The sequence below is a fragment of the Brevundimonas albigilva genome, from assembly GCF_023503965.1.
GTDB classification, from domain to species: Bacteria; Pseudomonadota; Alphaproteobacteria; order Caulobacterales; family Caulobacteraceae; genus Brevundimonas; species Brevundimonas albigilva.
This window is the reverse complement of sequence record NZ_CP097298.1, coordinates 107399-131345: the sequence shown is the minus strand read 5'-3', so window position 1 is coordinate 131345 and position 23947 is coordinate 107399. Positions and strand designations below refer to the sequence as shown.

19 protein-coding genes and 4 pseudogenes are annotated in these 23947 nt (G+C 67.8%); 22 read left to right on the top strand and 1 reads right to left on the bottom strand.

The genetic code is table 11. The features are described from left to right. Positions 1 to 17 precede the first annotated feature (17 nt). The 16 genes and pseudogenes from MU852_RS00650 (at position 18) to MU852_RS00580 (ending at position 14977) form a co-directional block, all read left to right on the top strand. Entirely contained in the window at positions 18 to 641 is a 624-nt protein-coding gene (locus MU852_RS00650) for an NADH-quinone oxidoreductase subunit J (RefSeq protein ID WP_249750637.1), read from the top strand. Beyond that, a complete protein-coding gene (nuoK, locus tag MU852_RS00645) occupies positions 641 to 949 on the top strand; it encodes an NADH-quinone oxidoreductase subunit NuoK (RefSeq protein WP_249750636.1) in 309 nt (102 codons plus the stop codon). Before MU852_RS00650 ends, nuoK begins: the two co-directional genes overlap by 1 nt. Positions 950 to 956: 7 nt before the next feature. Next, positions 957 to 3068: an NADH-quinone oxidoreductase subunit L gene (gene nuoL / locus MU852_RS00640; RefSeq protein ID WP_249750635.1), complete on the top strand. Its 2112-nt coding sequence runs from the start codon at positions 957 to 959 to the stop codon at positions 3066 to 3068. Positions 3069 to 3072: 4 nt separating this feature from the next. Continuing rightward, positions 3073 to 4557: an NADH-quinone oxidoreductase subunit M gene (locus MU852_RS00635; RefSeq protein ID WP_249750634.1), complete on the top strand. Its 1485-nt coding sequence runs from the start codon at positions 3073 to 3075 to the stop codon at positions 4555 to 4557. A gap of 9 nt (positions 4558 to 4566) precedes the next feature. Next, a complete protein-coding gene (gene nuoN, locus MU852_RS00630) occupies positions 4567 to 6006 on the top strand; it encodes an NADH-quinone oxidoreductase subunit NuoN (RefSeq protein ID WP_249750633.1) in 1440 nt (479 codons plus the stop codon). A gap of 24 nt (positions 6007 to 6030) precedes the next feature. After that, on the top strand, positions 6031 to 6759 hold the full coding sequence (locus tag MU852_RS00625; protein ID WP_249751996.1) for a biotin--[acetyl-CoA-carboxylase] ligase: 729 nt from the start codon (positions 6031 to 6033) through the stop codon (positions 6757 to 6759). Beyond that, the gene (locus MU852_RS00620; RefSeq protein ID WP_249750632.1) at positions 6756 to 7538 is read left to right on the top strand and encodes a type III pantothenate kinase; all 783 of its coding nucleotides are present in this window, start codon (positions 6756 to 6758) and stop codon (positions 7536 to 7538) included. The genes MU852_RS00625 and MU852_RS00620 overlap by 4 nt, the downstream gene beginning before the upstream one ends. Beyond that, positions 7535 to 9212 (top strand): annotated as a pseudogene (locus MU852_RS00615) (ribonuclease J). Before MU852_RS00620 ends, MU852_RS00615 begins: the two are co-directional and overlap by 4 nt. A gap of 53 nt (positions 9213 to 9265) precedes the next feature. Then, a complete protein-coding gene (locus tag MU852_RS00610; protein WP_249750631.1) occupies positions 9266 to 10036 on the top strand; it encodes a hypothetical protein in 771 nt (256 codons plus the stop codon). Between the two features lie 227 nt (positions 10037 to 10263). Then, entirely contained in the window at positions 10264 to 10938 is a 675-nt protein-coding gene (locus MU852_RS00605) for a class I SAM-dependent methyltransferase (protein WP_249750630.1), read from the top strand. Between the two features lie 53 nt (positions 10939 to 10991). Next, complete coding sequence (locus MU852_RS00600) at positions 10992 to 11330, top strand: DUF3088 family protein (RefSeq protein ID WP_249750629.1); 339 nt, start codon at positions 10992 to 10994, stop codon at positions 11328 to 11330. Positions 11331 to 11342: 12 nt separating this feature from the next. Further along, positions 11343 to 11609, top strand: a complete 267-nt coding sequence (locus MU852_RS00595; protein WP_249750628.1) for a DUF1467 family protein — start codon at positions 11343 to 11345, stop codon at positions 11607 to 11609. A 77-nt stretch (positions 11610 to 11686) separates the two neighbouring features. Then, a pseudogene (gene proS / locus MU852_RS00590) lies at positions 11687 to 13002 on the top strand (proline--tRNA ligase). 123 nt (positions 13003 to 13125) lie between these two features. Continuing rightward, the gene (locus MU852_RS00585) at positions 13126 to 14013 is read left to right on the top strand and encodes an ABC transporter permease (RefSeq protein ID WP_430641174.1); all 888 of its coding nucleotides are present in this window, start codon (positions 13126 to 13128) and stop codon (positions 14011 to 14013) included. Between the two features lie 5 nt (positions 14014 to 14018). Next, positions 14019 to 14282, top strand: coding sequence for a hypothetical protein (locus tag MU852_RS18050; RefSeq protein WP_430641173.1), 264 nt, complete (start codon positions 14019 to 14021; stop codon positions 14280 to 14282). Then, positions 14275 to 14977: pseudogene (locus MU852_RS00580) on the top strand (ABC transporter ATP-binding protein). The gene MU852_RS18050 and the pseudogene MU852_RS00580 overlap by 8 nt, the downstream one beginning before the upstream one ends. Here MU852_RS00580 and msrA read toward each other — a convergent pair. Further along, positions 14978 to 15616: a peptide-methionine (S)-S-oxide reductase MsrA gene (gene msrA, locus MU852_RS00575; protein ID WP_249750627.1), complete on the bottom strand. Its 639-nt coding sequence runs from the start codon at positions 15614 to 15616 to the stop codon at positions 14978 to 14980. Positions 15617 to 16093: 477 nt separating this feature from the next. Between msrA and dnaE the strand changes: the two are divergent. The 6 genes and pseudogenes from dnaE (at position 16094) to frr (ending at position 23919) form a co-directional block, all read left to right on the top strand. Then, a pseudogene (gene dnaE, locus MU852_RS00570) lies at positions 16094 to 19558 on the top strand (DNA polymerase III subunit alpha). A gap of 110 nt (positions 19559 to 19668) precedes the next feature. Next, a complete protein-coding gene (locus MU852_RS00565; RefSeq protein ID WP_249750626.1) occupies positions 19669 to 20271 on the top strand; it encodes a DUF4142 domain-containing protein in 603 nt (200 codons plus the stop codon). 215 nt (positions 20272 to 20486) lie between these two features. Next, positions 20487 to 21374, top strand: a complete 888-nt coding sequence (gene rpsB, locus MU852_RS00560) for a 30S ribosomal protein S2 (protein WP_249750625.1) — start codon at positions 20487 to 20489, stop codon at positions 21372 to 21374. 143 nt (positions 21375 to 21517) lie between these two features. Then, positions 21518 to 22459 carry a translation elongation factor Ts gene (gene tsf, locus MU852_RS00555; RefSeq protein ID WP_249750624.1) on the top strand — a complete coding sequence of 314 codons (942 nt, stop codon included), beginning with the start codon at positions 21518 to 21520 and terminating at the stop codon, positions 22457 to 22459. A gap of 129 nt (positions 22460 to 22588) precedes the next feature. Then, positions 22589 to 23323: a UMP kinase gene (pyrH, locus tag MU852_RS00550; RefSeq protein ID WP_249750623.1), complete on the top strand. Its 735-nt coding sequence runs from the start codon at positions 22589 to 22591 to the stop codon at positions 23321 to 23323. A 38-nt stretch (positions 23324 to 23361) separates the two neighbouring features. Beyond that, a complete protein-coding gene (gene frr / locus MU852_RS00545; protein WP_249750622.1) occupies positions 23362 to 23919 on the top strand; it encodes a ribosome recycling factor in 558 nt (185 codons plus the stop codon). Positions 23920 to 23947: the final 28 nt, after the last annotated feature.

Here is a 23947-nt window from a genome sequence, read left to right as displayed (position 1 = left end):
AGGGGCTTCGTCCCGACATGCTGCAAGGCATAGCCTTCTATCTGCTGGCGGCGACCGCCGTGGTGTCCGGCCTTCTGGTCGTGACCGCGCGCAACCCGGTGCACAGCGTGCTGTGGCTGATCCTGGCCTTCTTCTCCGCCGCCGGCCTGTTCGTGCTGCTGGGGGCCGAGTTCCTGGCCATGCTGCTGGTCGTCGTCTACGTCGGCGCCGTCGCGGTGCTGTTCCTGTTCGTCGTCATGATGCTGGACGTGGACTTCCTGAAGCTGCGCGAAGGCTTTGCGCGCTACCTGCCGCTGGCGATCATCATCGCCGGCGTGTTGCTGGTCGAGATGATCCTGGTGTCCGTCGCCGTGGTCCAGAACGGCGCGGCCGCCGACGCCGTGCTGGGCGCGCCCCGGCCCGACGTGAGTAATGTCGAGGCGATCGGCCGGGTGCTTTACACGGACTACGTCTATTTCTTCCAGGCCGCCGGGATCGTGCTGCTGATCGCCATGATCGGGGCCATCACCCTGACCCTGCGCCACAAGCCGCACATCAAGCGCCAGAACATCGCCGACCAGATCAACCGCCCGGCCGCCAAGGCCATGGAGGTCAAGACGGTCCAGAGCGGGCAGGGCGTGTCGCCCGAGGAGCTTCTGTAATGGTCGTCGGACTGCAGCATTACCTGGCGGTCGCCGCCATCCTGTTCACCATCGGCGTGTTCGGCATCTTCGTGAACCGCAAGAACGTCATCATCATCCTGATGTCGATCGAGCTGATCCTGCTGGCGGTGAACATCAACTTCGTCGCCTTCTCGACCTACCTCAACGAGGTGTCGGGGCAGATCATGGCCATGTTCGTCCTGACCGTCGCCGCGGCCGAGGCCGCCGTCGGCCTGGCCATCCTGGTGACCTTCTTCAGAAACCGCGGCGACATCGCCGTGGATGACGCCTCCGTGATGAAGGGCTGATCCGACAGTGACTCTTCAGACTCTCGTCATCCTGGGCGTCTTCGCCCCGCTGCTGGGCGCGGCGATCGCCGGCTTCTTCGGCCGGCGGATCGGCAACGTCCCGTCGCAGGCGGTCACGACCGGCCTGCTGTTCTTCTCGTGCGCCGTGGCCTGGACGGTGTTCGGCCAGTGGACCTGGGGCCATCTGGAGCCGTTCACCCTGCGCCTGCTGCCGTTCATCAACGTGGGCGACTTCCAGTCGGCGTGGTCGATCCGCATCGACGCCCTGTCGGCGACCATGCTGATCGTGGTCACCAGCGTCTCGTCGCTGGTGCACCTGTACTCCTGGGGCTACATGGCGGAGGACGACTCCAAGCCGCGCTTCTTCGCCTATCTGAGCCTGTTCACCTTCATGATGCTGGCGCTGGTGACGGCGGCGGACTTCATGCAGATCTTCTTCGGCTGGGAAGGCGTGGGCCTGGCGTCCTATCTGCTGATCGGCTTCTGGTTCAAGAAGCCCACGGCCAGCGCCGCGGCCATCAAGGCCTTCGTCGTCAACCGCGTCGGCGACTTCGGCTTCGTCCTGGGGATCATGACGATCTTCTGGATGTACGGCACGATCGAGTTCGCCGAACTGTTCCCGATGATCGGCGAGCGCGCCGGCACGACGTGGGAGTTCCTGGGCGTCCAGTGGTCGGCGCTCGATCTGGCGGGCTTCCTGCTGTTCATCGGCGCCATGGGCAAGTCGGCGCAGTTCTTCCTGCACACCTGGCTGCCCGACGCGATGGAGGGCCCGACCCCCGTGTCGGCCCTTATCCACGCCGCCACCATGGTGACCGCCGGCGTCTATATGGTCTGCCTGCTGAGCCCGATCTACGAGCACGCGCCGGGCGCGGCCCAGATCATCGCCATCATCGGCGCGATCACGGCCCTGTTCGCCGCCACGGTCGGCCTGACCCAGAACGACATCAAGCGGGTCATCGCCTATTCGACCTGTTCGCAGCTGGGCTACATGTTCTTCGCGGCGGGCGTCGGCGCCTATCAGGCCGCCATGTTCCACCTGTTCACCCACGCCTTCTTCAAGGCCCTGCTGTTCCTGGGCGCCGGTTCGGTGATCCACGGCATGCACCACGAGCAGGACATGCGGAGGATGGGCGGACTGTGGAAGCTGCTGCCGGTGACCTATGCGGTCATGACCATCGGCACGATCGCCATCACCGGCCTGGGCATCCCCGGCGTCGGCGGCTTCGCCGGCTTTTACTCCAAGGACTCGATCATCGAGAGCGCCTTCGCCTCGGCGGCTTCGGGCCACAGCGCGGTCGGCATGTTCGCCTTCTTCGTGGGCATCATCGCCGCAGGCCTGACGGCCTACTATTCGTGGCGCCTGGTGTTCATGACCTTCCACAACAAGCCGGTGTGGAAGGAAGAGGGCGCCCATCACGCCGACGATCACGCCACCGACGCGCAGCTGGAGACCCATTCGGAGCCGCTGCCCGACGCCGATGGTCACGCCGTGGCCCACGCCGCGCATGACGACCACGCTCACGACGACCACGCCCACCACGGTCCGCTGCATCCGCACGAGAGCCCGTGGGTCATGCTGGTGCCGCTGCTGGCCCTGTCGGTCGGCGCGGTGGCGGCGGGCTTCGTCTTCGCGCCCTTCTTCATCGGCCACCACGAGCACGAGTTCTGGCGCGGGGCCATCTTCGTCGGCACCCACAACCATGTGCTCCACGAAAGCCACGACGTCCCGACCTGGGTGAAGTGGTCGCCGCTGATCCTGACGCTGATCGGCACAGCCTTCGCCTACTGGATCTACGTCGCCCGTGAAGGCATGGGCCGCCGCATGGCCGAGCGCGACGGCGTCGTGTACCGCTTCCTGTACAACAAGTGGTATTTCGACGAGCTGTACGACTTCGTCTTCGTGCGCGGCTTCCGGGCCATCGGGAACTTCTTCTGGAAGGTCGGCGACGTGAAGATCATCGACGGCCTGGGCCCCAACGGCGCCGCCTGGGCGTCGCTCAAATCCGCGGCCCGACTGGCCAAGATCCAGTCCGGCTATGTCTATCACTATGCCTTCGTGATGCTGCTCGGGGTGGCGGGTCTGCTCACCTTCGCCATCCTCGCGTGGGGAGCCTGATCTCGTGCCCTACATCCTGAGCCTCGTCACCTTCCTCCCGCTGCTGGGCGCCCTGGCGATCTTCGTCGCCCGGCTGGCGTCCAGGTCGCAGGACGCCGCCGCGCCGGCCGCGCGCTGGATCGCCCTGGGCGTGACCCTGGCGGTCCTGGCCGTCTCGGTCGTGCTGGTCGCCGGCTTCGATCCGGCGAACACCGGCTATCAGTTCGTGGAGTTCGCGCCCTGGTTCGCCGGCGCCAGCTATCATCTGGGCGTGGACGGAGTGTCGATCCTGTTCGTCCTCTTGACCGCCTTCCTGATGCCGATCTGCATCCTGGCCAGCTGGAAGTCGATCGAGACGCGAGTCGTCGAATACATGATCGCCTTCCTGGTGCTGGAGACGCTGGTCATCGGCGTGTTCACGTCGCTGGACCTGTTCCTGTTCTACATCTTCTTCGAAGGCACCCTGGTGCCGATGTTCCTGATCATCGGCATCTGGGGCGGTCAGAACCGGATCTACGCGGCCTACAAGTTCTTTCTCTACACCCTGCTGGGGTCGGTGCTGATGCTGCTGGCCATGCTGTGGATGGCCCATACGGCCGGCACCACCAGCATCCCCGAGCTGAAGCGCTTCGCCTTCGACCCGGCCGTGCAGCCGATCCTGTGGCTGGCCTTCTTCGCCTCGTTCGCGGTGAAGATGCCGATGTGGCCGGTGCACACCTGGCTGCCCGACGCCCACGTCCAGGCGCCCACGGCCGGTTCGGTCATCCTGGCCGGCATCCTGCTGAAGCTGGGCGGATACGGCTTCATCCTGTTCAACGTGCCGATGTTCCCGATGGCGTCGGAGATGTTCCGTCCGCTGGTCTTCACCCTGTCGGTGATCGCCATCGTCTACACCTCGCTGGTCGCCTGGCGTCAGACCGACATCAAGAAGCTGATCGCCTACTCGTCGGTGGCGCACATGGGTTTCGTGACCCTGGGCATCTTCTCGGGCAACGACCAGGGGATGCAGGGCGCCGTGTTCCAGATGATCAGCCACGGCCTGATCTCGGGCGCGCTGTTCCTGTGCGTCGGCGTCGTCTATGACCGGATGCACACCCGCGAGATCGCCTTCTACGGCGGGCTGACCAACCGGATGCCGTGGTTCGCCGCCATCTTCCTGATGTTCACCATGGCCAACGTCGGCCTGCCGGGCACCTCGGGCTTCATCGGCGAAGTGCTGACCATGACCGGCGCCTACCGCGCCTCGACCTGGGCGGCGCTGATCGCGGCCTCGGGCGTGATCTTCTCGGCGGTCTATGCGCTGACGCTGTATCGCGCCGTGATGTTCGGCGAGATCACCAATCCGAAGCTCCAGACCATCACCGACATCGACAAGCGCGAACTGCTGCTGTTCGTGCCGCTGATCGTCGGCACCCTCTGGCTGGGCGTCTATCCGGGCGCCGTCCTCGATTACACCGGGCCCGCCGTCGAGGCCCTGACCAATGCCTATCGCGTCGCGATCGGCGGGTGAGACTGAAGCATGATTGACCTCTCCTCGGCCCTTCACCTCGCCGCCTCGGAAGCCACCCTCGCGGTCGGCGCCCTGGTGCTGCTCATGGTCGGCGCCTTCGCCGGCGACAAGAGCACGCGCCTGGTGTCGCTGCTGTCCGTCCTGCTGCTAATCGCCGGCGCGGTGATCGCGATCACCGGCCCCTGGGGCCAGGCGTTCAACGGCGCCTATGTCGCCGACCCGCTGGCCATCTACGGCAAGAGCGTGATCTATCTGTCGGCGGCGGTGGCCATCATCCTGGGCGACGGCTGGATGCGGCGCACCCGCATCGCCAAGACCGAATATCCGATCCTGATCGTGCTGGCCGCGGTCGGCATGGGCATGATGGCGTCGTCGGGCGACCTGATCTCGATGTATGTCGGGATCGAGCTGCATTCGCTGGCGCTCTATGTCCTGGCCGCCTTCCACCGCGACGACGCCAAGGCGTCCGAGGCGGGCCTGAAGTATTTCGTCCTGGGCGCCCTGTCGTCGGGCCTGCTGCTGTACGGCGCCAGCCTGATCTACGGCTTCGCCGGCTCGATGCGGTTCCAGGACATCGCCGCCTTCGCCGTGGACAACCCGGGCCCGGGCCTGATTTTCGGCCTGGTGTTCCTGATCTGCGGCCTGGCGTTCAAGGTCTCGGCCGCGCCGTTCCACATGTGGACGCCCGACGTCTATGAGGGCGCGCCGACGCCGGTCGTGGCCCTGTTCGCCACCGCGCCGAAGATGGCCGCCATGGTCCTGATCGCCCGCGCGCTGGAAGGCGGCTTCGGCGAGGCCCACGCCCAGTGGTCGCAGGTTCTGGTCGCCATCTCCCTGGTCAGCTTCGCCGTCGGCGCCTTTGGCGGCCTGGCGCAGAAAGACATCCAGCGCCTCTTGGCCTATTCGTCGATCGCCAACATCGGCTACGCCCTGCTGGGCCTGGCCGCCGGCACCTCGGCGGGGCTCCAGGCCATGCTGATCTTCATGACCCTGTACGTCATCGACCAGATCGGCTTCTTCGCCATCCTGCTGTCGCTGTCCAGGTCGGGCCGTCCGATCCGCCGCATCCAGGACCTGGCCGGGCTGAAGAAGGACCGGCCGCTGACGGCGGTGGCCCTGACCGTCCTGTCGCTGTCCGTCCTGGGGATGCCGCCGATGTCGGGCTTCTGGGCCAAGTACTATGTGTTCGGCGCCGCCGCGAACGCGGGCCTGTGGATCGTGGCCGCCATCGGCCTGGTCGCCTCGGTCGTGGCCTTCTACTATCTGCGCATCATCAAGCTGATGTGGTTCGACGCTCCGGCCGATGAGATCGCGACCGACAAGGCGCCGGCCGAGGCCCAGTGGATCGGCTGGGCGGCCGCGGCCTTCTCCTTCCCGCTGGTGCTGGGTGCCCTGGCCTGGCTGGAGCCGGTGACCAAGGCCGCCGCCGCCGGCTTCGGGAACGGGTAGGGCGGTGAACGCCGCCCCCTCGTCATCCTCGACGAGATCGACTCGACCAACGCTGAGGCGCGCCGCCTGGCCGAGGCCGGAGAGACGGGACCCCGCTGGATCGTGGCCCGCCGCCAGACGGCCGGTCGCGGCCGGCGTGGCCGTCATTGGAGCACCGAGCCGGGCAATCTGGCCGCCACCCTGCTGCTGCACACGCCGATGAAGGCGGGCGAGGCGGCCAAGGCCACCTTCGTCGCGGCCCTGGCGGTCGCGGACCTGCTGGACGTCTTCGTCTCGCCGGCTCTGGTGGCGATCAAATGGCCCAACGACGTCCTGCTGGACGGGGTCAAGGTGTCGGGCATCCTGGTCGAGAGCGGTCCGCATCCGGCCGGCGGCCTGTGGCTGGCCATCGGCGTCGGCGTCAACCTAGCCCATGCCCCGGCCGAGACCGAGCGCGGCGCGACCGCCGTGGCCGACCGCCTGCGCGGCGACCTGGGCTTCGCGCCCCCGGTCGAGGCGGCGGCCGAGATCCTGGCCGAGACCTTCGCCGTCTGGTGGGGCCGCTGGCGCACCCTGGGCTTCGAGCCGATCCTGGACGCCTGGACCAGTCGCCTGGTCGGTCTGCACGGCCCGTGCACCGCGCGGCTGGAGCACGAGACGCTGGAAGGCGTCGCAGAGGGGGTGGAGGCGGACGGCGCGCTTCGCCTGCGCCTGGCCGACGGATCGCACCGCATCATCTCGGCCGGCGACGTCTTCTTCGGGCGTGCAGCGTGATGCTGCTGGCCGTCGAACAGGGCAACACCAACACGCTGTTTGCGATCCACGACGGAAACGAGTGGACCGCCCAGTGGCGCACCGCGACCGACGCCAGCCGCACGGCCGACGAATACGCCGTCTGGCTGCACCAGTTGCTGACCATGAAGGGGCTGCAGTTCGACGCCCTGAGCGGCTGCATCATCTCCAGCGTGGTGCCGCAGTCGATCTTCAACCTGCGAAACCTGGCGCGGCGCTATCTGCGGATCGAGCCCCTGGTGATCGGCGAGAACGTCGACCTGGGCATAGAGGTCCGCATCGCCAAGCCCAGCGAGGCGGGCGCCGACCGCCTGGTCAACGCCATCGGCGCGCATCTGCTCTATCCCGGCGATCTGATCGTGATCGACAGCGGCACGGCGACCACCTTCGACATCGTGGCGGCCGACGGCGCCTTCGAGGGCGGGCTGATCGCGCCGGGCATCAACCTTTCGCTTCAGGCGCTGCACGAGGCGGCCGCCAAACTGCCCCGCATCGCCATCCAGAAGCCCGAGCACGTGATCGGCCGGGGCACGGTCGAGGCCATGCAGTCCGGCGTCTTCTGGGGCTATATCTCCCTCATCGAGGGACTGGTCGCACGCATCAGGACGGAGTGGGGACGCCCCATGACGGTCATCGGAACGGGCGGCGTGGCCAGCCTGTTCGAAGGCGCGACCGACAGCATCGACCGGTTCGATCCGGACCTCACCATCCGCGGCCTTCTCGAAATCTGGCGCCGCAATACCCATCTGACGGCTGAATGAAAAAACAAGCAAACGACGAACTCGTCTTCCTGCCGCTGGGCGGCTCGGACGAAGTTGGCATGAACCTGAACGCCTACGGCTATGGGCCTGAGGAGAACCGCCAGTGGCTGGTGGTCGATGTCGGCGTGACCTTCGGCGACCTGTCGACGCCCGGCGTGGACGTGATCGTGCCCGATCCGGCCTTCCTGGAAGGCGAGGACATCCGCGGCATCGTCCTGACCCACGCCCACGAGGACCACATCGGCGCCCTGGGCTGGCTGTGGCCGCGCCTGAAGGCCCCGGTCTATGCGACGCCCTTCACCGCCTATCTGATCCGCGACAAGCTGCGCGAGCGCAATCTGCTGGACCAGGTGGAGATCATCGAGGTTCCGCTGGGCGGCGCGGTCCAGATCGGTCCGTTCGGCGTCACCTTCGTCACCATGACCCACTCGATCGCCGAGCCGAACGGCCTGGCCATCGACACGCCCCTGGGCCTGGTGTTCCACACCGGCGACTGGAAGATCGACGACCAGCCGGTGATCGGCTCCATGACCGACGCCCCCGCCATCCGCGCCCTGGGCGACAAGGGCGTGCTGGCGATGGTGTGCGATTCCACCAACGTCTTCGTGCCGGGCGTGGCGGGGTCCGAGGGCGACGTGGCCGTGGCCCTGGGCAAGCTGATCTCGACGCTGAAGGGGCGGGTGGCCGTGGGCTGCTTCGCCTCCAACGTCGCGCGCATGGACAGCGTCATCCGCGCCGCAGAGGCCTGCGGCCGCCGCGTCGCCCTGGCCGGCCGGTCGATGCACCGGATCACGGCGGCGGCCAAGCACGTCGGCATGCTGCAGGACATCAAGCCCTTCCTGTCCGACGAGGAAGCCCGCGTCTGGCCCGCCGACGAGATTCTGTACCTGTGCACCGGCAGCCAGGGCGAGGCGAGGGCCGCCCTGTCGCGCGTCGCCGACGGCACCCACCCGACGGTCAAGCTGGGCCTGGGCGACCACTGCATCTTCTCGTCGCGCCAGATCCCGGGCAACGAACTGGCCATCGGCCGGCTTCAGGACCGGCTCGCCGACCGGGGCGTGCGCCTCTACACCGAGAAGGACCACCCCGGCATTCACGTGTCCGGCCACCCGTGCCGCGACGAGCTGAAGCAGATGTACGAATGGGCGCGGCCGCAGATCGCGGTGCCCACCCACGGCGTGCGCCGCTTCCTGCTGGAACACGCCAACCTGGCCAAGGAAGTCGGCGTCCCCGAGACCGTCACGCCCCGCAACGGCGACATGGTGCGCCTGGCGCCCGGCCCGCCGGGCCGCCATCGTCGACGAGGTGCCGAACGGGCGTCTGTACGTCGACGGCGGAATGCTGGTGACCGAACAGGGCGAGGCGCTGAAGGAGCGCCGCCACGCCTCGACCAACGGCGTGCTGGTCGTGGCCTTCTGCCTGGACAAGCGCGGCCGCATCGTCAGCGACATCGACATCCGCAGCGTCGGCCTGCCCGGCGACCTGCGCAAACCCCTGGGCGACGTGCTGGACGACCTGGCCGAACGGGTCGAAAACGTCGTCTCCAGCCTGAAGGGCGAGGCGCTGGAGGACGAAATGGTCATCGAACAGGCCGTCGCCCGCACCCTGAAGAAGGCCAGCCAGCAGATCTGGGATCGCCGCCCGATCGTGGAAACGGTCGTCCTGCGCCTGTGATGCAACCTTGACCGTTCGGGCGCATTCCTGCGCTCGAACCGTTGGGGCCGCCGATGTCGACGAAGCCGAAGCCAGCGACGCGCCTGTTGCAGCGGGTGCGCCACGCGCGCCATCCGCTGCAGGGCTGGCGGCGGTGGGCGGTGATCGCGGGCCAGGGGCTGGCGGGCTTCGTCGCCCTGTTCGCCGCGGTCAACCTGACGCTCAGCCTGTCGACGTTCCGCGGCGAGGACCCGCTGGCGCGCACCGTTCAGGAACTGCGCGTCCTGTGGTTCAGCCCGCCGCCGGGGCAGCCCATGTCGCCGTCCGCCTTTCCGACGGTCTACGGCCGTGACCTGGGTCCCGCGCCCGATACGGCCGCCATCCACGCCTTTCTGGAGGACGAGGCCGAGGACGGCGTCTTCCTGCTCGACCATGTGATGGTGGACCGGATCCTGAAGCTGAACGGGCGCATCGACGCGCGCAGCCTGCCGGCCGGGGTCTATGTCGGCGCCCATGCCCTGGGGCCCGACGGCCTGCCGTTCGTGCCGGTGACGAAATTCCTGGCGCACTATCTGCTGTTCCCGCGCCATGCCTACATCCTGGTCGTGCCGGCCCAGGGGCCGGCCATCGCCTTTTCGGCGAGCCAGAACGCCAAGTTCGGCATCGACGCCCACCCGAATCGGCTGTCCGCCGAGGTCGCGCCCTTCACGCCGGACGCCTATGACTTCCCGAGTTCCGGCGAGGCCCTTCACGAGATGACCCGGATCACCAACGACCCGGTCCGCGTCGCCGGCGCCGTCCAGGCGCTGAAGGCGCCCAGGCGCGCCTGGCCGAGGAAAAGCTGACCTACGGCCTGCTGGCGCCGAACTCCAACACCGCCGTCGGCTGCGTGCTGGAAGGCGCGGGCGATCAGCGAACGGGCGCGATCGTCCATCCTTCTGGCCCTGAGGGCGCCGGGATTCGGGCTCCGTGCGGCTAGAAGCCGGCCCGCGGCGCCATCAAGAGTCCCTTTCTTCCTTGCCCAAGTCGAATCCGCTGGGCTACGCCCTGAAGCATCCTGAGGAGGAAGCGCATGAGCAACGTCATCCCCGAACACATCCAGTGGTTTCACGGCATCGATCTTGGCGAGGGCGTGATTACGCCGGGCTTCAAGGCGAACGATCTGCTGCGTGCGGAGGCGGACGTGGTTTTCAGCTATCCCGTGGCGGGAAAGACCGTTCTCGATATCGGCGCCTGGGACGGCTTCTTCTCGTTCGAAGCGGAAAAGCGTGGCGCGTCCCGCGTCCTGGCGACCGACTGGTTCTGCTGGGGCGGGCCGGGTTGGGGCACCCAGGCCGGGTTCAACCATGCGCGCGCCGCCCTTGGCTCCAAGGTGGAGGACAAGGAGATCGACGTCCCGAACATTTCGCCGGAAACGGTCGGCATGTTCGACATCGTGCTGCTTTCCGGCGTGATCTACCACGTCACCGACCCGCTGATGATCCTGAAGCGGGCGGCGGAGGTCACGCGCGAATGCCTCATCATCGAGACGGCGGTCGCCCTGCTCGACGTGAAGGATCCCGCGATGCAGTTCCTTCACTCGATGCCGCACAACCAGGACCCCACCAACTTCTGGTCGCCCAATCCGGCGGCGGTGATCGCCATGCTGAAGTGGTGCGGATTCCGCAACGTGATGGTGTCCGAACATCCCCACAACAAGTTCGACGACCCCGTCAATCCGCGCTGCTATTTCCACGCGGTAAAATAGCACCCGGGGCCAAGGCGCTTGACTCTGCGTCGAGCGCCTTGGCACGGACAGGGATGGCCGAACGACTCTTCCTGCTGAACCCCGACTGGCATGACGACCAGGGCGGTCCCTGGTTCTGCCCGGCCGGCGCCTACATCGAGGGCGTCCTGGCCTTCTACCCCCGCCTGCGCGACCTGTTGAACGTCGTCTATCTGGACCATGCCCGCCCCCGCCCGCCGGTGATCGCCCAGGTGGGGGAGGCGCACCAGGGCTGCCCCGTCCTGGTCCTGGACGGGGAATGGGATTGGCCTGACGCCCAGCTCAGCGAAGCGACCGGAAGGCGCTTCCTCCAGGACCACGCCATCGCTCCCTATCTGGCGGCCCGCTACGGCGTCGGCCGCCCGCATCCCTGAAAGGATCGCCCCATGCCCCTCGGCCCCGTGACCATGATCGGCGTCTATCTGGTGGTGTGGTGGACGGTGCTGTTCGCCGTCCTGCCGCTGGGCTCGTCCAGGGAGGTGCACGAGCCGCCGACCGACGGGAGCCAGTGGGGCGCGCCCCGGACGCCGAACCTGAAGAAGAAGTTCATCACCACCACCTGGGTCTCGGCCATCGTCTGGGCGCTGATCATGGTGCTGCTGTTCACCGGCTGGCTGCCGCTGCCCGACTTCTCGCGCGCCCCGGCGCTTTGATTGTCGCGCCGGCCTAGCCTTTGGGCCGCCGGTGCGGCTAAAGGCTTCGTCTGTCTCTACGCCTAGGATTCCCGACCATGCGCCTGTCGCGCTATTTCCTGCCGACGCTGAAGGAAGCGCCCTCCGACGCCCAGATCGTCTCGCACCAGCTGATGCTGCGCGCGGGCATGATCAGACAGGAGGCGGCCGGCATCTACGCCTGGCTGCCGCTGGGCCTGCGCGTGCTCAGGAAGATCGAGCAGATCGTGCGCGAGGAACAGGTGAGGGCGGGCGCGGTCGAGCTGCTGATGCCGACCCTGCAGCTGGCCGACCTGTGGCGGGAATCCGGCCGCTACGACGCCTATGGGCCGGAGATGCTGCGCATCACCGACCGGCACGAGCGCGAGCTGCTGTACGGCCCGACCAACGAGGAGATGGTGACCGACATCTTCCGGGCCTATGTGAAATCCTACAAGTCGCTGCCGCTGAACCTGTTTCACATCCAGTGGAAGTTCCGCGACGAGCGCCGCCCCCGCTTCGGCGTGATGCGCGGGCGCGAGTTCCTGATGAAGGACGCCTATTCCTTCGATCTGGACGAGGCCTTGGCCCGCAAGTCCTACAACCGGATGTTCGTGGCCTATCTGAACACCTTCGCCCGCATGGGGCTGAAGGCCGTGCCGATGCGCGCCGACACCGGCCCCATCGGCGGCGACCTGAGCCACGAGTTCATCGTCCTGGCGAGACCGGAGAGAGCGCGGTCTTCTGCGACCGCAAGCTGGTCGAGATGCCGGCCCCGGGCGCCGACCTGGACTGGGACGACCTCCAGGCCCTGGTGGACGCCCGCACGGCCATGTACGCCGCCACCGAGGAGATGCACGACGCCGCCACCTTCGAGAGCCAGACGCCCGAGGCCGACCGGCTGTCGGCGCGCGGCATCGAGGTCGGCCACATCTTCTACTTCGGCGAGAAGTATTCGGCCCCGATGAAGGCCCGCGTGGCGGGACCGGACGGCCAGGACGTCAATGTCCACATGGGCAGCTACGGCGTCGGCGTGTCGCGTCTGATGGGCGCCATCATCGAGGCCAGCCATGACGCCGGCGGCATCATCTGGCCCGACGCCGTGGCGCCGTTCGACGTGGTGGTCATCAATCTGCGCGTCAGCGACGAGGCCGTCTCGGCCGCCTGCGACAACGCCGTGGCCCAGCTCAAGGCCCTGGGCAAGGACGTGCTCTACGACGACACCGACGAACGGCCGGGCGGCAAGTTCGCCACCGCCGACCTGATCGGCGTGCCGTGGCAGCTGACCATCGGCCCCAAGGGGCTGGCCGACGGCGTCGTCGAACTGAAGCGGCGCGCCACCGGCGAGAAGGTCTCCGTGCCGCTGGCCGAGGCCATCGAAAGGCTGACCGCTTGACCCTGCCGTCCCGCCCCGCCGGCCCCTTCGTCGTGGGAGCTCGGCCTGGCCGTCCGCTATCTGCGCGCCAAGCGCAAGGAGGGGGGCGTCGCCACCATCGCGGTCATCAGCTTCGTCGGCATCATGCTGGCCGTGGCCGTGCTGATCAGCGTCATGAGCATCATGGCCGGCTTCCGCAGCGAACTGCTGGGCCGCACCCTGTCGTTCAACGGCCATATGTACGTTCAGGGCCCGGTGCTGAACGCGCCGGACCGGGCCGCCGCCCTCAGGCGCATCGCCGCCGTGCCGGGCGTGACCAGCGCGGCGCCGCTGAACGAGTCGCAGAGCCTGATCCGCGTCGGCAACTTCACCACGGGCGCCATGGTGCGCGGCGTGCGTCCGCAGGATCTGCCCTACACCTCCTATGTTTGGGACAGCCTGACGCCCGAGGCGCGCGAAAGCTTCGGCAAGGGCGCCTACGGCGGCGACCGCATCCTGATCGGCAAGACGATGGCGGCCCAGACGGGCCTGCGGGTGGGCGATCCGATCACCCTGTACTCCCCCACCGGCGCCGACAGCGCCTTCGGCAATCTGGGCGGGCTGGAAAAGACCTATTACGTCGGGGGCGTCTTCAGTTCCGGCACATCGGACTTCGATCAGGTCTTCATCTTCATGCCGCTGGAGCAGGCCCAGCTGTTCTTCGGCAAGGACGGCGTCTGGGACGTGATCGAGCTGAAGGTCCAGGACCCCGACCGGGTGGGCGACATGGCCGCCGCCGTGCGCCAGGCCGCGGGCCCCGGGGCGGTCGTCACCGACTGGCGCGAGCGCATGGCCGCCTTCGCCGGGGCGCTGAAGGTCGAGCGCGTGGCCATGAGCATCATCCTGGGCCTGGTCGTGGCCATCGCCGCCATGAACATCATCTCCGGCATCGTCATGCTGGTGAAGAACAAGACCCGCGACATCGCCATTCTGCGCACCGTGGGCGCCAGCCCGTCGGCGATCCTGCGGATCTTCTTCATGTCCGGCGCCTGATCGGCGTGGCCGGCACCCTGGCGGGCCTGGCCCTGGGCCTGGCCTTCTGCCTGAACATCGGCGCCATCCAGCACTTCCTGGAAGGGCTGCTGGGGGTCCAGCTGTTCAACTCCGACGTCTATATGCTGGACGCCATCCCGGCGCTGGTGGACCCGGCGGACGTCACCTGGGTCGCGGTCTGGTCGCTGCTGATGAGCTGCGTCGCCAGCCTGCCGCCGTCGTGGACCGCGTCCCGCATCGATCCCGTGGAGGCCCTGCGCTATGAGTGAGGCCCCCATCCTGTCGGTCCGCGACCTGACCCGGACCTATCCACCGCCCAAGGCGGTCTGACCGTGCTGAAGGGCGTCGACCTGGATGTCTATCCGGGCGAGATCGTGGGACTGATCGGGCCGTCGGGCTCGGGCAAGTCGTCGCTGCTGCACGCCGCCGGCCTGCTGGAAAAGCCCACCTCCGGCACGGTCGCCATCGACGGAGAGGCGGTCGGCGGGCTGGACGAGCGCGCCCGCACGCGCCTGCGCCTGTCGCGCATCGGCTTCGTCTATCAGTTCCACCACCTGCTGCCCGAGTTCGACGCCCGCGACAACGTGGTGCTGCCGATGCGGATCGCCGGCGTCTCCCTGGCCGAGGCGCGGGCCAAGGCGGGCGAGACCCTGGCGGCGCTGGGCCTGGGCGACCGCCTGACCCACCAGCCGGCCCAGCTGTCGGGCGGAGAGCGCCAGCGCGTGGCCATCGCCCGCGCCCTGGCCAACCGTCCGCGCCTGCTTCTGGCCGACGAGCCGACCGGAAACCTGGACCCGTCCACCAGCCAGTCGGTGTTCGATCGCTGCGCGACCTGGCCAAGACCACGGGCGTCGCCGCCCTGATCGCCACCCACAACATGGAACTGGCCGGCCACATGGACCGCGTCTTCGCCATCAAGGATGGCCACCTGGAGCAGCGCGCGGCCGAAAGCCACGCCTACTAGTCACCCCACGGCGGCGTCGCCCCAGATGGCGCGCAGGCGCTCGGAGCGGCGGCAACCGATGCGATAGGCCTCGTAGCGGGCGGGGTGTCGCCGGGCGTAGTCCTGGTGCTCGGCCCCCGCTGGCCAGAACCGCTGGGCCCCGACGATCGGGGTGGTGAAGGTCTTTCGCAGCGTCCGCATGGCCGCATCGCGCGAGGCGACGGCGTCCGCCCGCTGATCGGCCGTGGCGAAGATCGCGGTGCGATAGGACGGCCCGTGGTCGCAGAACTGCCCTTGGGGATCGGTCGGATCGATGGTGCGCCAATAGCGGTCGGCCAGGGCGCGATAGCTGACCACCGTGGGATCGAAGGTGACGCGCACCGCCTCCATGTGGCCCGTTCCGCCGCGCACCACCTGCTCGTAGGTCGGATGGGCGGTATGGCCGCCGACAAAGCCCGACACCGCCGAGCGCACGCCCGGCAGTCCGTCGAACGCCTTCTCCTCCGACCAGAAGCACCCGCCGGCGAAGACGGCCGTCTGCAGGCCCTGTGACTGGGCCGTGGCGGACGGGGGCGCCGCGCCCGCCGCCGCCAACGCAAGCGCCGTCGCAGTGGCCGCCCAGACCGCCGTGGTCGCCGCTGTCGTGAATTTCCGGATCATGCCGATCTCTCCTGTCCTGATCCTGCATACGATGGGCGGGTCCGGATGGTTTCAGCGGCGGCCCTTGACGGGAACGGAAGAGGAACATAGAACATTACCGGAACATGCAGCGCCGCCGGAGAGCAGGACATGCCGCGTTTGATAAGGGATATGTTGTCGCTGGCGTCGTGCGGCGGCTTTGTCTGGATGGCCTGGACCCTGGCCTTCAGCGTGACGGCCGCCTGATTTTCGCACGGCGCCTTGCGGGCTGTGCGAAATGCGCCGCTCGATGTTTCAATGGCTTAGGCGCCGATTTCATACCTTTCATACGGTTCAGACCCTGTTTTTCGCGTGTGCATTCGGGTGTGAAACGATATCCACAAACGATCTCGGCCCACGGCGGGCCTCGGTCGGTTTGCGATGTTCCGACGCCGCATGATGTGAGACTCGGGTCAGGATGATCGTCGCGATCCCGCGAAGATGTCGGTCGGAGGTTCGGTGAGCGAGGCGGTGAACAGTCAGGGGTTCGTGCATCTGCGGGTCCGCTCGGCCTATTCGCTGCTGGAAGGCGCGATCAAGGCGGGCAAGATCGGCCGGATGGCCGCCGATGCGGGGATGCCCGCCGTCGCCGTGGCCGACCGGGCCAATCTGTTCGGCGCCCTGGAGTTCAGCCAGACCACCCGCGACGTCGGGGTCCAGCCCATCGTGGCCTGCGCGCTTCCCGTCGTCGGGATCGGCGGACGGATCAACGCCCGCTGGGCCAAAACGCCGACCGTCGTGCTGCTGGCCCAGAACGAGACCGGCTGGCTGAACCTGTGCGCCCTGTCCTCGTCCGCCTATCTGGACGCCGGCGACATGGCCGAGCCGGGCGTGGCCTGGGATCAGGTGGCCGCCCGCGCCGAGGGGCTGATCCTGCTGTCGGGCGGACCGGACGGCCCGGTCGACCCGCTGTTCGCCCAGAACAAGCCCGCCGAGGCCGCCCAGGCGCTCCAGGCCATGCACGCCGCCTTCGGCGACCGCTTCTATGTCGAGCTGCAACGTCACGGCCTGGACGATGAAAAGCGCGCCGAGCCGGGGCTGGTTCGCTGGGCCTACGACCACGACGTTCCCCTGGTCGCCACCAACGACGTCTATTACGCCAAGGCGGCCCAGGCGAAGTCGCACGACGCCCTGCTGTGCATCGCCGACGGCGCCTTCACCGGCCAGGACGACCGCCGCCGCATCACCGGCCAGCACTGGTTCAAGCCGCCCGAGGCGATGCGCGAGCTGTTCGCCGACCTGCCCGAGGCCTGCGACAACACCCTCGACATCGCGCGGCGCTGCGCCTTCCTGGTGAAGACCCACGCGCCGATCCTGCCGCGCTTCGACACCGGCGCGGGCCGTTCAGAGCCCGACGAACTGGCCCACCAGGCGCGCGAGGGTCTGAAGGCCCGCCTGACCCAGGTGACGCCCGCGGTCCCGGAAGAGGAATACTGGGCCCGCCTGGAATGGGAGGTCGGGATCATCCAGCAGATGGGGTTCCCGGGCTATTTCCTGATCGTCTCGGACTTCATCAAATGGGCCAAGGCGCACGGTATTCCGGTCGGGCCGGGGCGGGGCTCGGGCGCCGGGTCGCTGGTGGCCTGGTCGCTGACCATCACCGACCTGGACCCGTTGCGGTTCGGCCTGCTGTTCGAGCGCTTCCTGAATCCCGAGCGGGTCTCCATGCCCGACTTCGACATCGACTTCTGCCAGGAACGTCGGGAAGAGGTGATCGATTACGTCCAGGCCCATTACGGCAAGGACCGGGTCGCCCAGATCATCACCTTCGGCACCCTGCAGGCGCGCGCGGTGCTGCGCGACGTCGGCCGGGTGCTGCAGATGCCGCTCGGCCAGGTCGACCGGCTCTGCAAGATGGTGCCGAACAATCCGGCCAACCCGGTCACCCTGGCCCAGGCCATCGACCTGGAGCCGCGGCTGAAGGAGGCGCGGGATTCCGAGCCGGCGGTCAGGACCCTGCTGGAGACGGCGCTGGAGCTGGAGGGGCTCTACCGCAACGCCTCGACCCACGCCGCCGGCATCGTCATCGGCGACCGGCCGCTGACGGAGCTGGTGCCGCTGTATCAGGATCCGCGCTCCACCATCCCGGCCAGCCAGTTCAACATGAAGTGGGTCGAGCCGGCCGGCCTGGTGAAGTTCGACTTCCTGGGCCTGAAGACCCTGACCACGCTGGACCGCGCGCGGGCTATCTGGAGCGACGCGGGGCCGCGCCCGACTGGAACGGTCTGCCGCTGGACGACGCGCGCACCTATGAGCTGATGGCCTCGGGCCAGACGGTCGGGGTGTTCCAGCTGGAATCCCAAGGGATGCGCGACACGCTGCGCAAGATGCGCTGCGGCTCCATTGAGGAGATCACCGCCCTGATCTCCCTCTATCGGCCGGGGCCGATGGAGATGATCGACACCTACATCGACCGCAAGTTCGGCAGGGCCGAGGTCGATTATCTGCACCCCAGCCTGAAGGAGGTGCTGACCGAGACCTACGGCGTCATCATCTACCAGGAGCAGGTGATGAAGATCGCCCAGATCCTGGCCGGCTACAGCCTGGGCGAGGCCGACCTGCTGCGTCGCGCCATGGGCAAGAAGAAGAAGGAGGAGATGGACTTCCAGCGGGCGCGCTTCATCAAGGGCGCCTCGGAAAAGGGCGTCTCGGAGGCGCAGTCCGGCGGCATCTTCGACCTGGTGGCCAAGTTCGCGGGCTATGGCTTCAACAAGTCCCACGCCGCCGCCTACGCCCTGATCTCCTTCCAGACCGGTTGGCTGAAGGCCAATCATCCGGTCGAGTTCTTCGCCGCCTCCATGAGCCTGGACCTGTCGAACACCGACAAGCTGGCGGTCTTCTACCAGGACGCCAAGCGGTTCGACGTGCCCGTGCTGCCGCCCGACATCAACCGCTCCTCGGCCGACTTCGACGTGTCGTGGGAGGACGGCAGGGGCGCGGTCCTCTATGCGCTGGGGGCCATCCGCAACGTGGGCCTGGAAGCCATGCGCCACGTCATCGAGGTGCGCGAGCAGGGCGGCCGCTTCGTCGACATCTTCGACTTCCTGGAACGGGTCGATCCGCGTTGCGTCAACAAGCGGGCGCTGGAGGGCCTGGCCAAGGCCGGGGCCTTCGACAGCCTGCATTCCAACCGCCGCCAGCTGGTCGAACAGGCCGACGTCCTGATGGCCTATTGCCAGAGCGTGGCGGCCGAACGCGCCTCGGCCCAGGTCAATCTGTTCGGCGGCGACCAGGCCCACGCCGGCCGCCCGCGCCTGAAGAGCGTCGAACCCTGGGTCGGGCCGGACCGGCTGGACCAGGAATTGTCGGCGGTGGGCTTCTATCTGTCCGGCCACCCGCTGGACGACATGGCCCAGGCCCTGAAGCGCAAGCGCGTGACCTTCGTGGCCGAAGCCCTGCCTCTGGCCGAGAGCGGGCACGAGGCCTTCCAGATGGCCGGCGTGGTGCGCCGTCGCCAGGAACGGGCCAGCGCCCGCACCGGCGAAAAGTTCGCCTTCGTCACCTTCTCCGATCCGACGGGCGAGTTCGAATGCCTCTTCCCGCCCGAGCAGCTGCGCCGCTGCCGCGAGGTGCTGGAGCCGGGCGCCTCGGTGATGGTGCGGGTCCGCGCCAAGGCGTCCGACGGCGAGGTGCGCTTCTTCGGCGACGACGCCTCGCAGATGGACAATCTGCTGGACGACGCCAACATGGCCCTTGCGCGTCCATGTTTCGGCCCGCACCGCGGACGCGGAGGCGCTGAAGGCGCGGCTGGAACGGGCGCGGTCCGGCGCCATCGGCAAGGGCGGCGAAATCTGGCTGATGATCGCCGGTCTGGACCAGGGGCGGGAGGCCGAGATCCGGCTTCCGGGCCGCTATCGCCTGGACGGGGCGCTGCGCGGCGCGCTGAAGTCCGCGCCTGGCGTGGTCATGCTGGAGGACGCCTGACGGCCCGCCCGTGACCCTGAGGCGCGACGGCGTAACGGCTAAGCTTCTGAAATATCGGAACCTCACGTGCGCGTGAGCGGTTTTAGGGTCTCACCAGGGAGACTGTTCCAATGATGAAGATCACCGCCATCGCCAGCATCGCCTCCGCCGCCGCGCTCCTCGCCGCCTGCGGCCAGGGCGGCGACAGCGCGCAACAGAACGCCGAAGAGACGGTCAACGCCACCCAGGACATGACCTCGGGCGTCGTCGGCCAGACCTCGGCCGCCACCATGGGCACCAACACCGTCGAAGGATTCGTCACCAACCTGGCGGTCGGCAACATGTATGAGCTGCAGGCCGCCGAGATCGCCCAGGCGAAATCGACCAACGCCGACGTCAAGGCGCTGGCCGCCATGATCCGGACCGACCACACCCGCGCCGGCGAGAAGCTGTCGGCGACCGCCCCGACCGCCGCGCCGAACGTCGCGGTGCCGACTACGCTTGACCAACGTCGCCAGGGCCTGATCGACAATCTGAACGCGGCTTCGGCCGGCGATTTCGACAAGGTCTATCTGGAGCAGCAGGTCGCCGCCCACAACGAGACCCTGACGCTGCTAAACGGCTTCTCCGACAACGCCGACGCGCCGACCCTGGCCGCCCTGGCGCGCGAACTGGTCCCGACCGTCACCCAGCATCGTGACCGGGCCCAGCAACTGCTCGACGCCATGGGCTGACCGGCGCGACGAGAGACGGCAGGAGAGGGCGGTCCCGCGGGGCCGCCCTTTTCGCGCCACTTGCCTTTTGGTCCGATCCCGCCTACATGGCCCGCGCATTTCGCAACGCGGGCGAGGCGCGTTTCGGGGAGACATCCCGATCCGCTCCATTCCGAGGGGCCGGCTGGTCCTTTTATCGCCCGCGCCACGTTGATCGGAAAAAGGACTGAACGATCATGGCTCTGCCTGAATTCTCGATGCGCACCCTGCTGGAAGCGGGCGCCCACTTCGGCCACCAGACCCACCGCTGGAACCCGAAGATGGACCGCTACATCTTCGGCTCGCGCTCGAACATCCACATCATCGACCTGTCGCAGACGATGCCGCTGATGCACCAGGCGCTGGTCGCCGTGCGCGACGTCGCCGCCAAGGGCGGTCGCGTCCTGTTCGTCGGCACCAAGCGCCAGGCCGCCGAGCCGGTCGCCGAAGCCGCCAAGCGCTGCGCCCAATACTACATGAACAACCGCTGGCTGGGCGGCACCCTGACCAACTGGCGCACCGTTTCGGGCTCCATCGCCCGCCTGCGCGAGCTGGAAGGCATCGTGGAAACGGGCGGCGAGGGCCGCAACAAGAAGGAGCTGCTGACCCTGCAGCGCGAGAAGGACAAGCTGGAGCTCTCGCTGGGCGGCATCAAGGACATGGGTTCGATCCCGGACATCATGTTCGTGATCGACACCAACAAGGAAGCGATCGCGATCCAGGAAGCGCGCAAGCTGAACATCCCGATCATCGCCATCCTGGACACCAACTCGGACCCCGACGGCATCACCTATCCGGTGCCGGGCAACGACGACGCCGCGCGCGCCATCCAGACCTACTGCGACCTGATCGCGGACGCGGTTCTGGACGGCCTGGCCGCCGGCGCCTCGGCCTCGGGCGTCGACCTGGGCGCTTCGGAAGCTCCGGTCGAGCCGATGCTGCGCGAAGCCTCGGCCCCCAAGGCTGAAGCCGAAGCGGCTCCGGCCGGTGCGGAAGGCGCGGCCGAGGAGCTGCTGGCTTCGGACGACGCGTCGGCCAACACCGAGGCGCTGGACGCCGTCGAGACCGAGAAGGCCACGGGCTGATCGCCCGACGGTCTTTCTGGCGCGCTACGCTTGCCGCGCGGCGGCTCGCGACTTGAGCGCCACCGAGGCCGTGCGTTGAACTGACACACGGCCGGGCTAAGTCAGTCCGGCCGTTCCCGCATACGATCCCATAGGAGAAGAACATGGCCGAGATCACTGCCGCCCTCGTGAAGGAGCTTCGCGAGCGTTCGGGCGTCGGCATGATGGACTGCAAGAAGGCGCTGCAGGAGAACGACGGCGACATCAACGCCGCGATCGACTGGCTGCGCGCCAAGGGCCTGTCCAAGGCCGCCAAGAAGGCCGACCGCGTCGCCGCCGAGGGCCTGGTCGCCGTCGCCTCGAAGGAAGACGGCAAGGGTGAAGTCGCCGCCGCCATCGAGTTCAACGCGGAAACCGACTTCGTCGCCCGCAACGAGCTGTTCCAGAACGCCGCCAAGCGCTTCGCCGAGCTGGGCCTGGAGCACCACACCGTAGAGGCGCTGCACGGCGCCGAACTGGAAGCCGGCAAGACCGTCCAGGACGAAGTGACCAACATGATCGCCACCATCGGCGAGAACATGCAGCTGCGCCGCGCCGCCCGCCTGTCGGTCGAGGAAGGCGTCGTCGCCACCTACGTCCACAACGCAGTGTCGCCGGGCGTCGGCCGCATCGGCGTGCTGGTCGCCCTGCACGGCGAGGGCGACAAGACGGCCCTGCGCGAGCTGGGCCGCAAGATCGCCATGCACGTCGCGGCCACCTCGCCGCTGTCGCTGAACACCGACGATCTGGACCCCGCCGCGATCGAGAAGGAACGTCAGGTCCTGACCGAGAAGGCCAAGGAAGAAGGCCGTCCGGAGAACATGATCGCCAAGATCGTGGAAGGCCAGATCAACAAGTTCCAGAAGGACGTGGTGCTGTCCAAGCAGCCGTTCGTCATGGATCCGGACGTGACCGTCGAACAGCTGGTCGCCAACTCGGCCAAGGAACTGGGCTCCTCGAACCTGCACCTGGCCGGCTTCGTCCGCCTGGCGCTGGGCGAAGGCGTCGAGAAGGTCGAAGGCCCGGACTTCGCTTCGGAAGTCGCCTCGATGATGGGCGGCCAGTAAGCCGCCATCGCCCTCATTCGTGAGGGTTTTGTTCAAGAAGGGCGCGTTCGGCTTTGATGGCCGGCGCGCCCTTCGTCTATAAGGGGCCGCCCGATTCAGCGGCGCCGCAGTACACGGACCTTTTCCCGCATGCCCGACGCCCCTTCCGAGTTTCGTTACAAACGCGTCCTGCTCAAGGTCTCGGGCGAGGTGCTGATGGGCGACCAGCCCTATGGCGTCGACATGAAGACCGTCGACACGATCGCCCAGGCGGTGGCCGAGGTGGTGCGCGAAGGCGTGGAGATCTGCCTGGTCATCGGCGGCGGCAACATCTTCCGCGGCCTGTCCAAGGCGGCCGCCGGCATGGAACGGGCCCAGGCGGACTACATGGGCATGCTGGCCACCGTGATGAACGCCCTGGCCATGCAGTCGGCGCTGGAGAAGATCGGCGTCTCGACCCGCGTGCAGAGCGCCATTCCGATGGCCGCGATCGCCGAGCCCTATATCCGTCGCCGCGCGCTGCGGCATCTGGAGAAGGGCCGCGTGGTGATCTTCGCCGCCGGGGTGGGCGCGCCCTTCTTCACGACCGATTCCGGGGCGGCTCTCCGCGCGGCGGAGATGGGCTGCGACGCCCTGCTCAAGGGCACCAGCGTCGACGGCGTCTATACCGCCGATCCCAAGAAGGACCCGTCCGCGACCCGCTACGACACCCTGACCTATCAGGACGTGTTGGCGAAGGATCTGCGCGTGATGGACGCCTCCGCCATCGCCATGATGCGCGACACGGGCATTCCGATCGTGGTCTTCTCGATCCGGGAGGACAAGTCGCTGCGGCGGACGCTGACCGGCGAGGGCACCTTCACGGTCATCAACGCCGCCGCCTGAGCGTCCGACACGAACCAGGAACGACGAGAGAGAACGACATGGCCAAGCCAGACCTGAAAAGCTATCGCGACCGCATGGACAAGTCCGTGGCGGCCCTGAAGGAAGAGTTCAGCGGACTGCGCACCGGCCGCGCCAACGCCGGCCTGCTGGAGCCCGTCCGCGTGGAGGCCTATGGCTCGACCTCGCCGCTGAACGCCGTGGCGGCCATCAGCGTGCCCGAGCCGCGCATGATCACCGTCAACGTCTGGGACAAGGGCATGGTGGTGTCGGTCGAGAAGGCCATCCGTCAGGCCGACCTGGGCCTGAACCCCATCGTCGACGGCCAGACCCTGCGCATCCCCGTGCCGCCCCTGACCGAGGAACGCCGAAAGGACCTGGTCAAGCTGGCCGGCAAGTATGCGGAACAGCAGAAGATCGCCGTGCGCAACGTGCGCCGCGACGCCAACGACGACCTGAAGAAGGCCGAGAAGGCGGGCGAGATCAGCCAGGACGATCAGAAGCGCATGGAAACCGAGGTCCAGAAGGACACCGACGCGGCCATCAAGCGCATCGACGAGGCCTTGAAGACCAAGGAACAAGAGATCATGCAGGTCTGAGGCGGCCGTGGACCTGAAGGGATCGACA

Bases quoted from the DNA above. Each gene is read 5' to 3' on its own strand.
- MU852_RS00650 (WP_249750637.1), top strand. From the start codon at position 18: ATGCTGCAAGGCATAGCCTTCTATCTGCTGGCGGCGACCGCCGTGGTG.
- nuoK (WP_249750636.1), top strand. From the start codon at position 641: ATGGTCGTCGGACTGCAGCATTACCTGGCGGTCGCCGCCATCCTGTTC.
- nuoN (WP_249750633.1), top strand. From the start codon at position 4,567: ATGATTGACCTCTCCTCGGCCCTTCACCTCGCCGCCTCGGAAGCCACC.
- MU852_RS00610 (WP_249750631.1), top strand. From the start codon at position 9,266: ATGTCGACGAAGCCGAAGCCAGCGACGCGCCTGTTGCAGCGGGTGCGC.
- MU852_RS00605 (WP_249750630.1), top strand. From the start codon at position 10,264: ATGAGCAACGTCATCCCCGAACACATCCAGTGGTTTCACGGCATCGAT.
- MU852_RS00600 (WP_249750629.1), top strand. From the start codon at position 10,992: ATGGCCGAACGACTCTTCCTGCTGAACCCCGACTGGCATGACGACCAG.
- MU852_RS00595 (WP_249750628.1), top strand. From the start codon at position 11,343: ATGCCCCTCGGCCCCGTGACCATGATCGGCGTCTATCTGGTGGTGTGG.
- MU852_RS00585 (WP_430641174.1), top strand. From the start codon at position 13,126: ATGCTGGCCGTGGCCGTGCTGATCAGCGTCATGAGCATCATGGCCGGC.
- msrA (WP_249750627.1), bottom strand. From the start codon at position 15,616: ATGATCCGGAAATTCACGACAGCGGCGACCACGGCGGTCTGGGCGGCC.
- MU852_RS00565 (WP_249750626.1), top strand. From the start codon at position 19,669: ATGATGAAGATCACCGCCATCGCCAGCATCGCCTCCGCCGCCGCGCTC.
- rpsB (WP_249750625.1), top strand. From the start codon at position 20,487: ATGGCTCTGCCTGAATTCTCGATGCGCACCCTGCTGGAAGCGGGCGCC.
- tsf (WP_249750624.1), top strand. From the start codon at position 21,518: ATGGCCGAGATCACTGCCGCCCTCGTGAAGGAGCTTCGCGAGCGTTCG.
- pyrH (WP_249750623.1), top strand. From the start codon at position 22,589: ATGCCCGACGCCCCTTCCGAGTTTCGTTACAAACGCGTCCTGCTCAAG.
- frr (WP_249750622.1), top strand. From the start codon at position 23,362: ATGGCCAAGCCAGACCTGAAAAGCTATCGCGACCGCATGGACAAGTCC.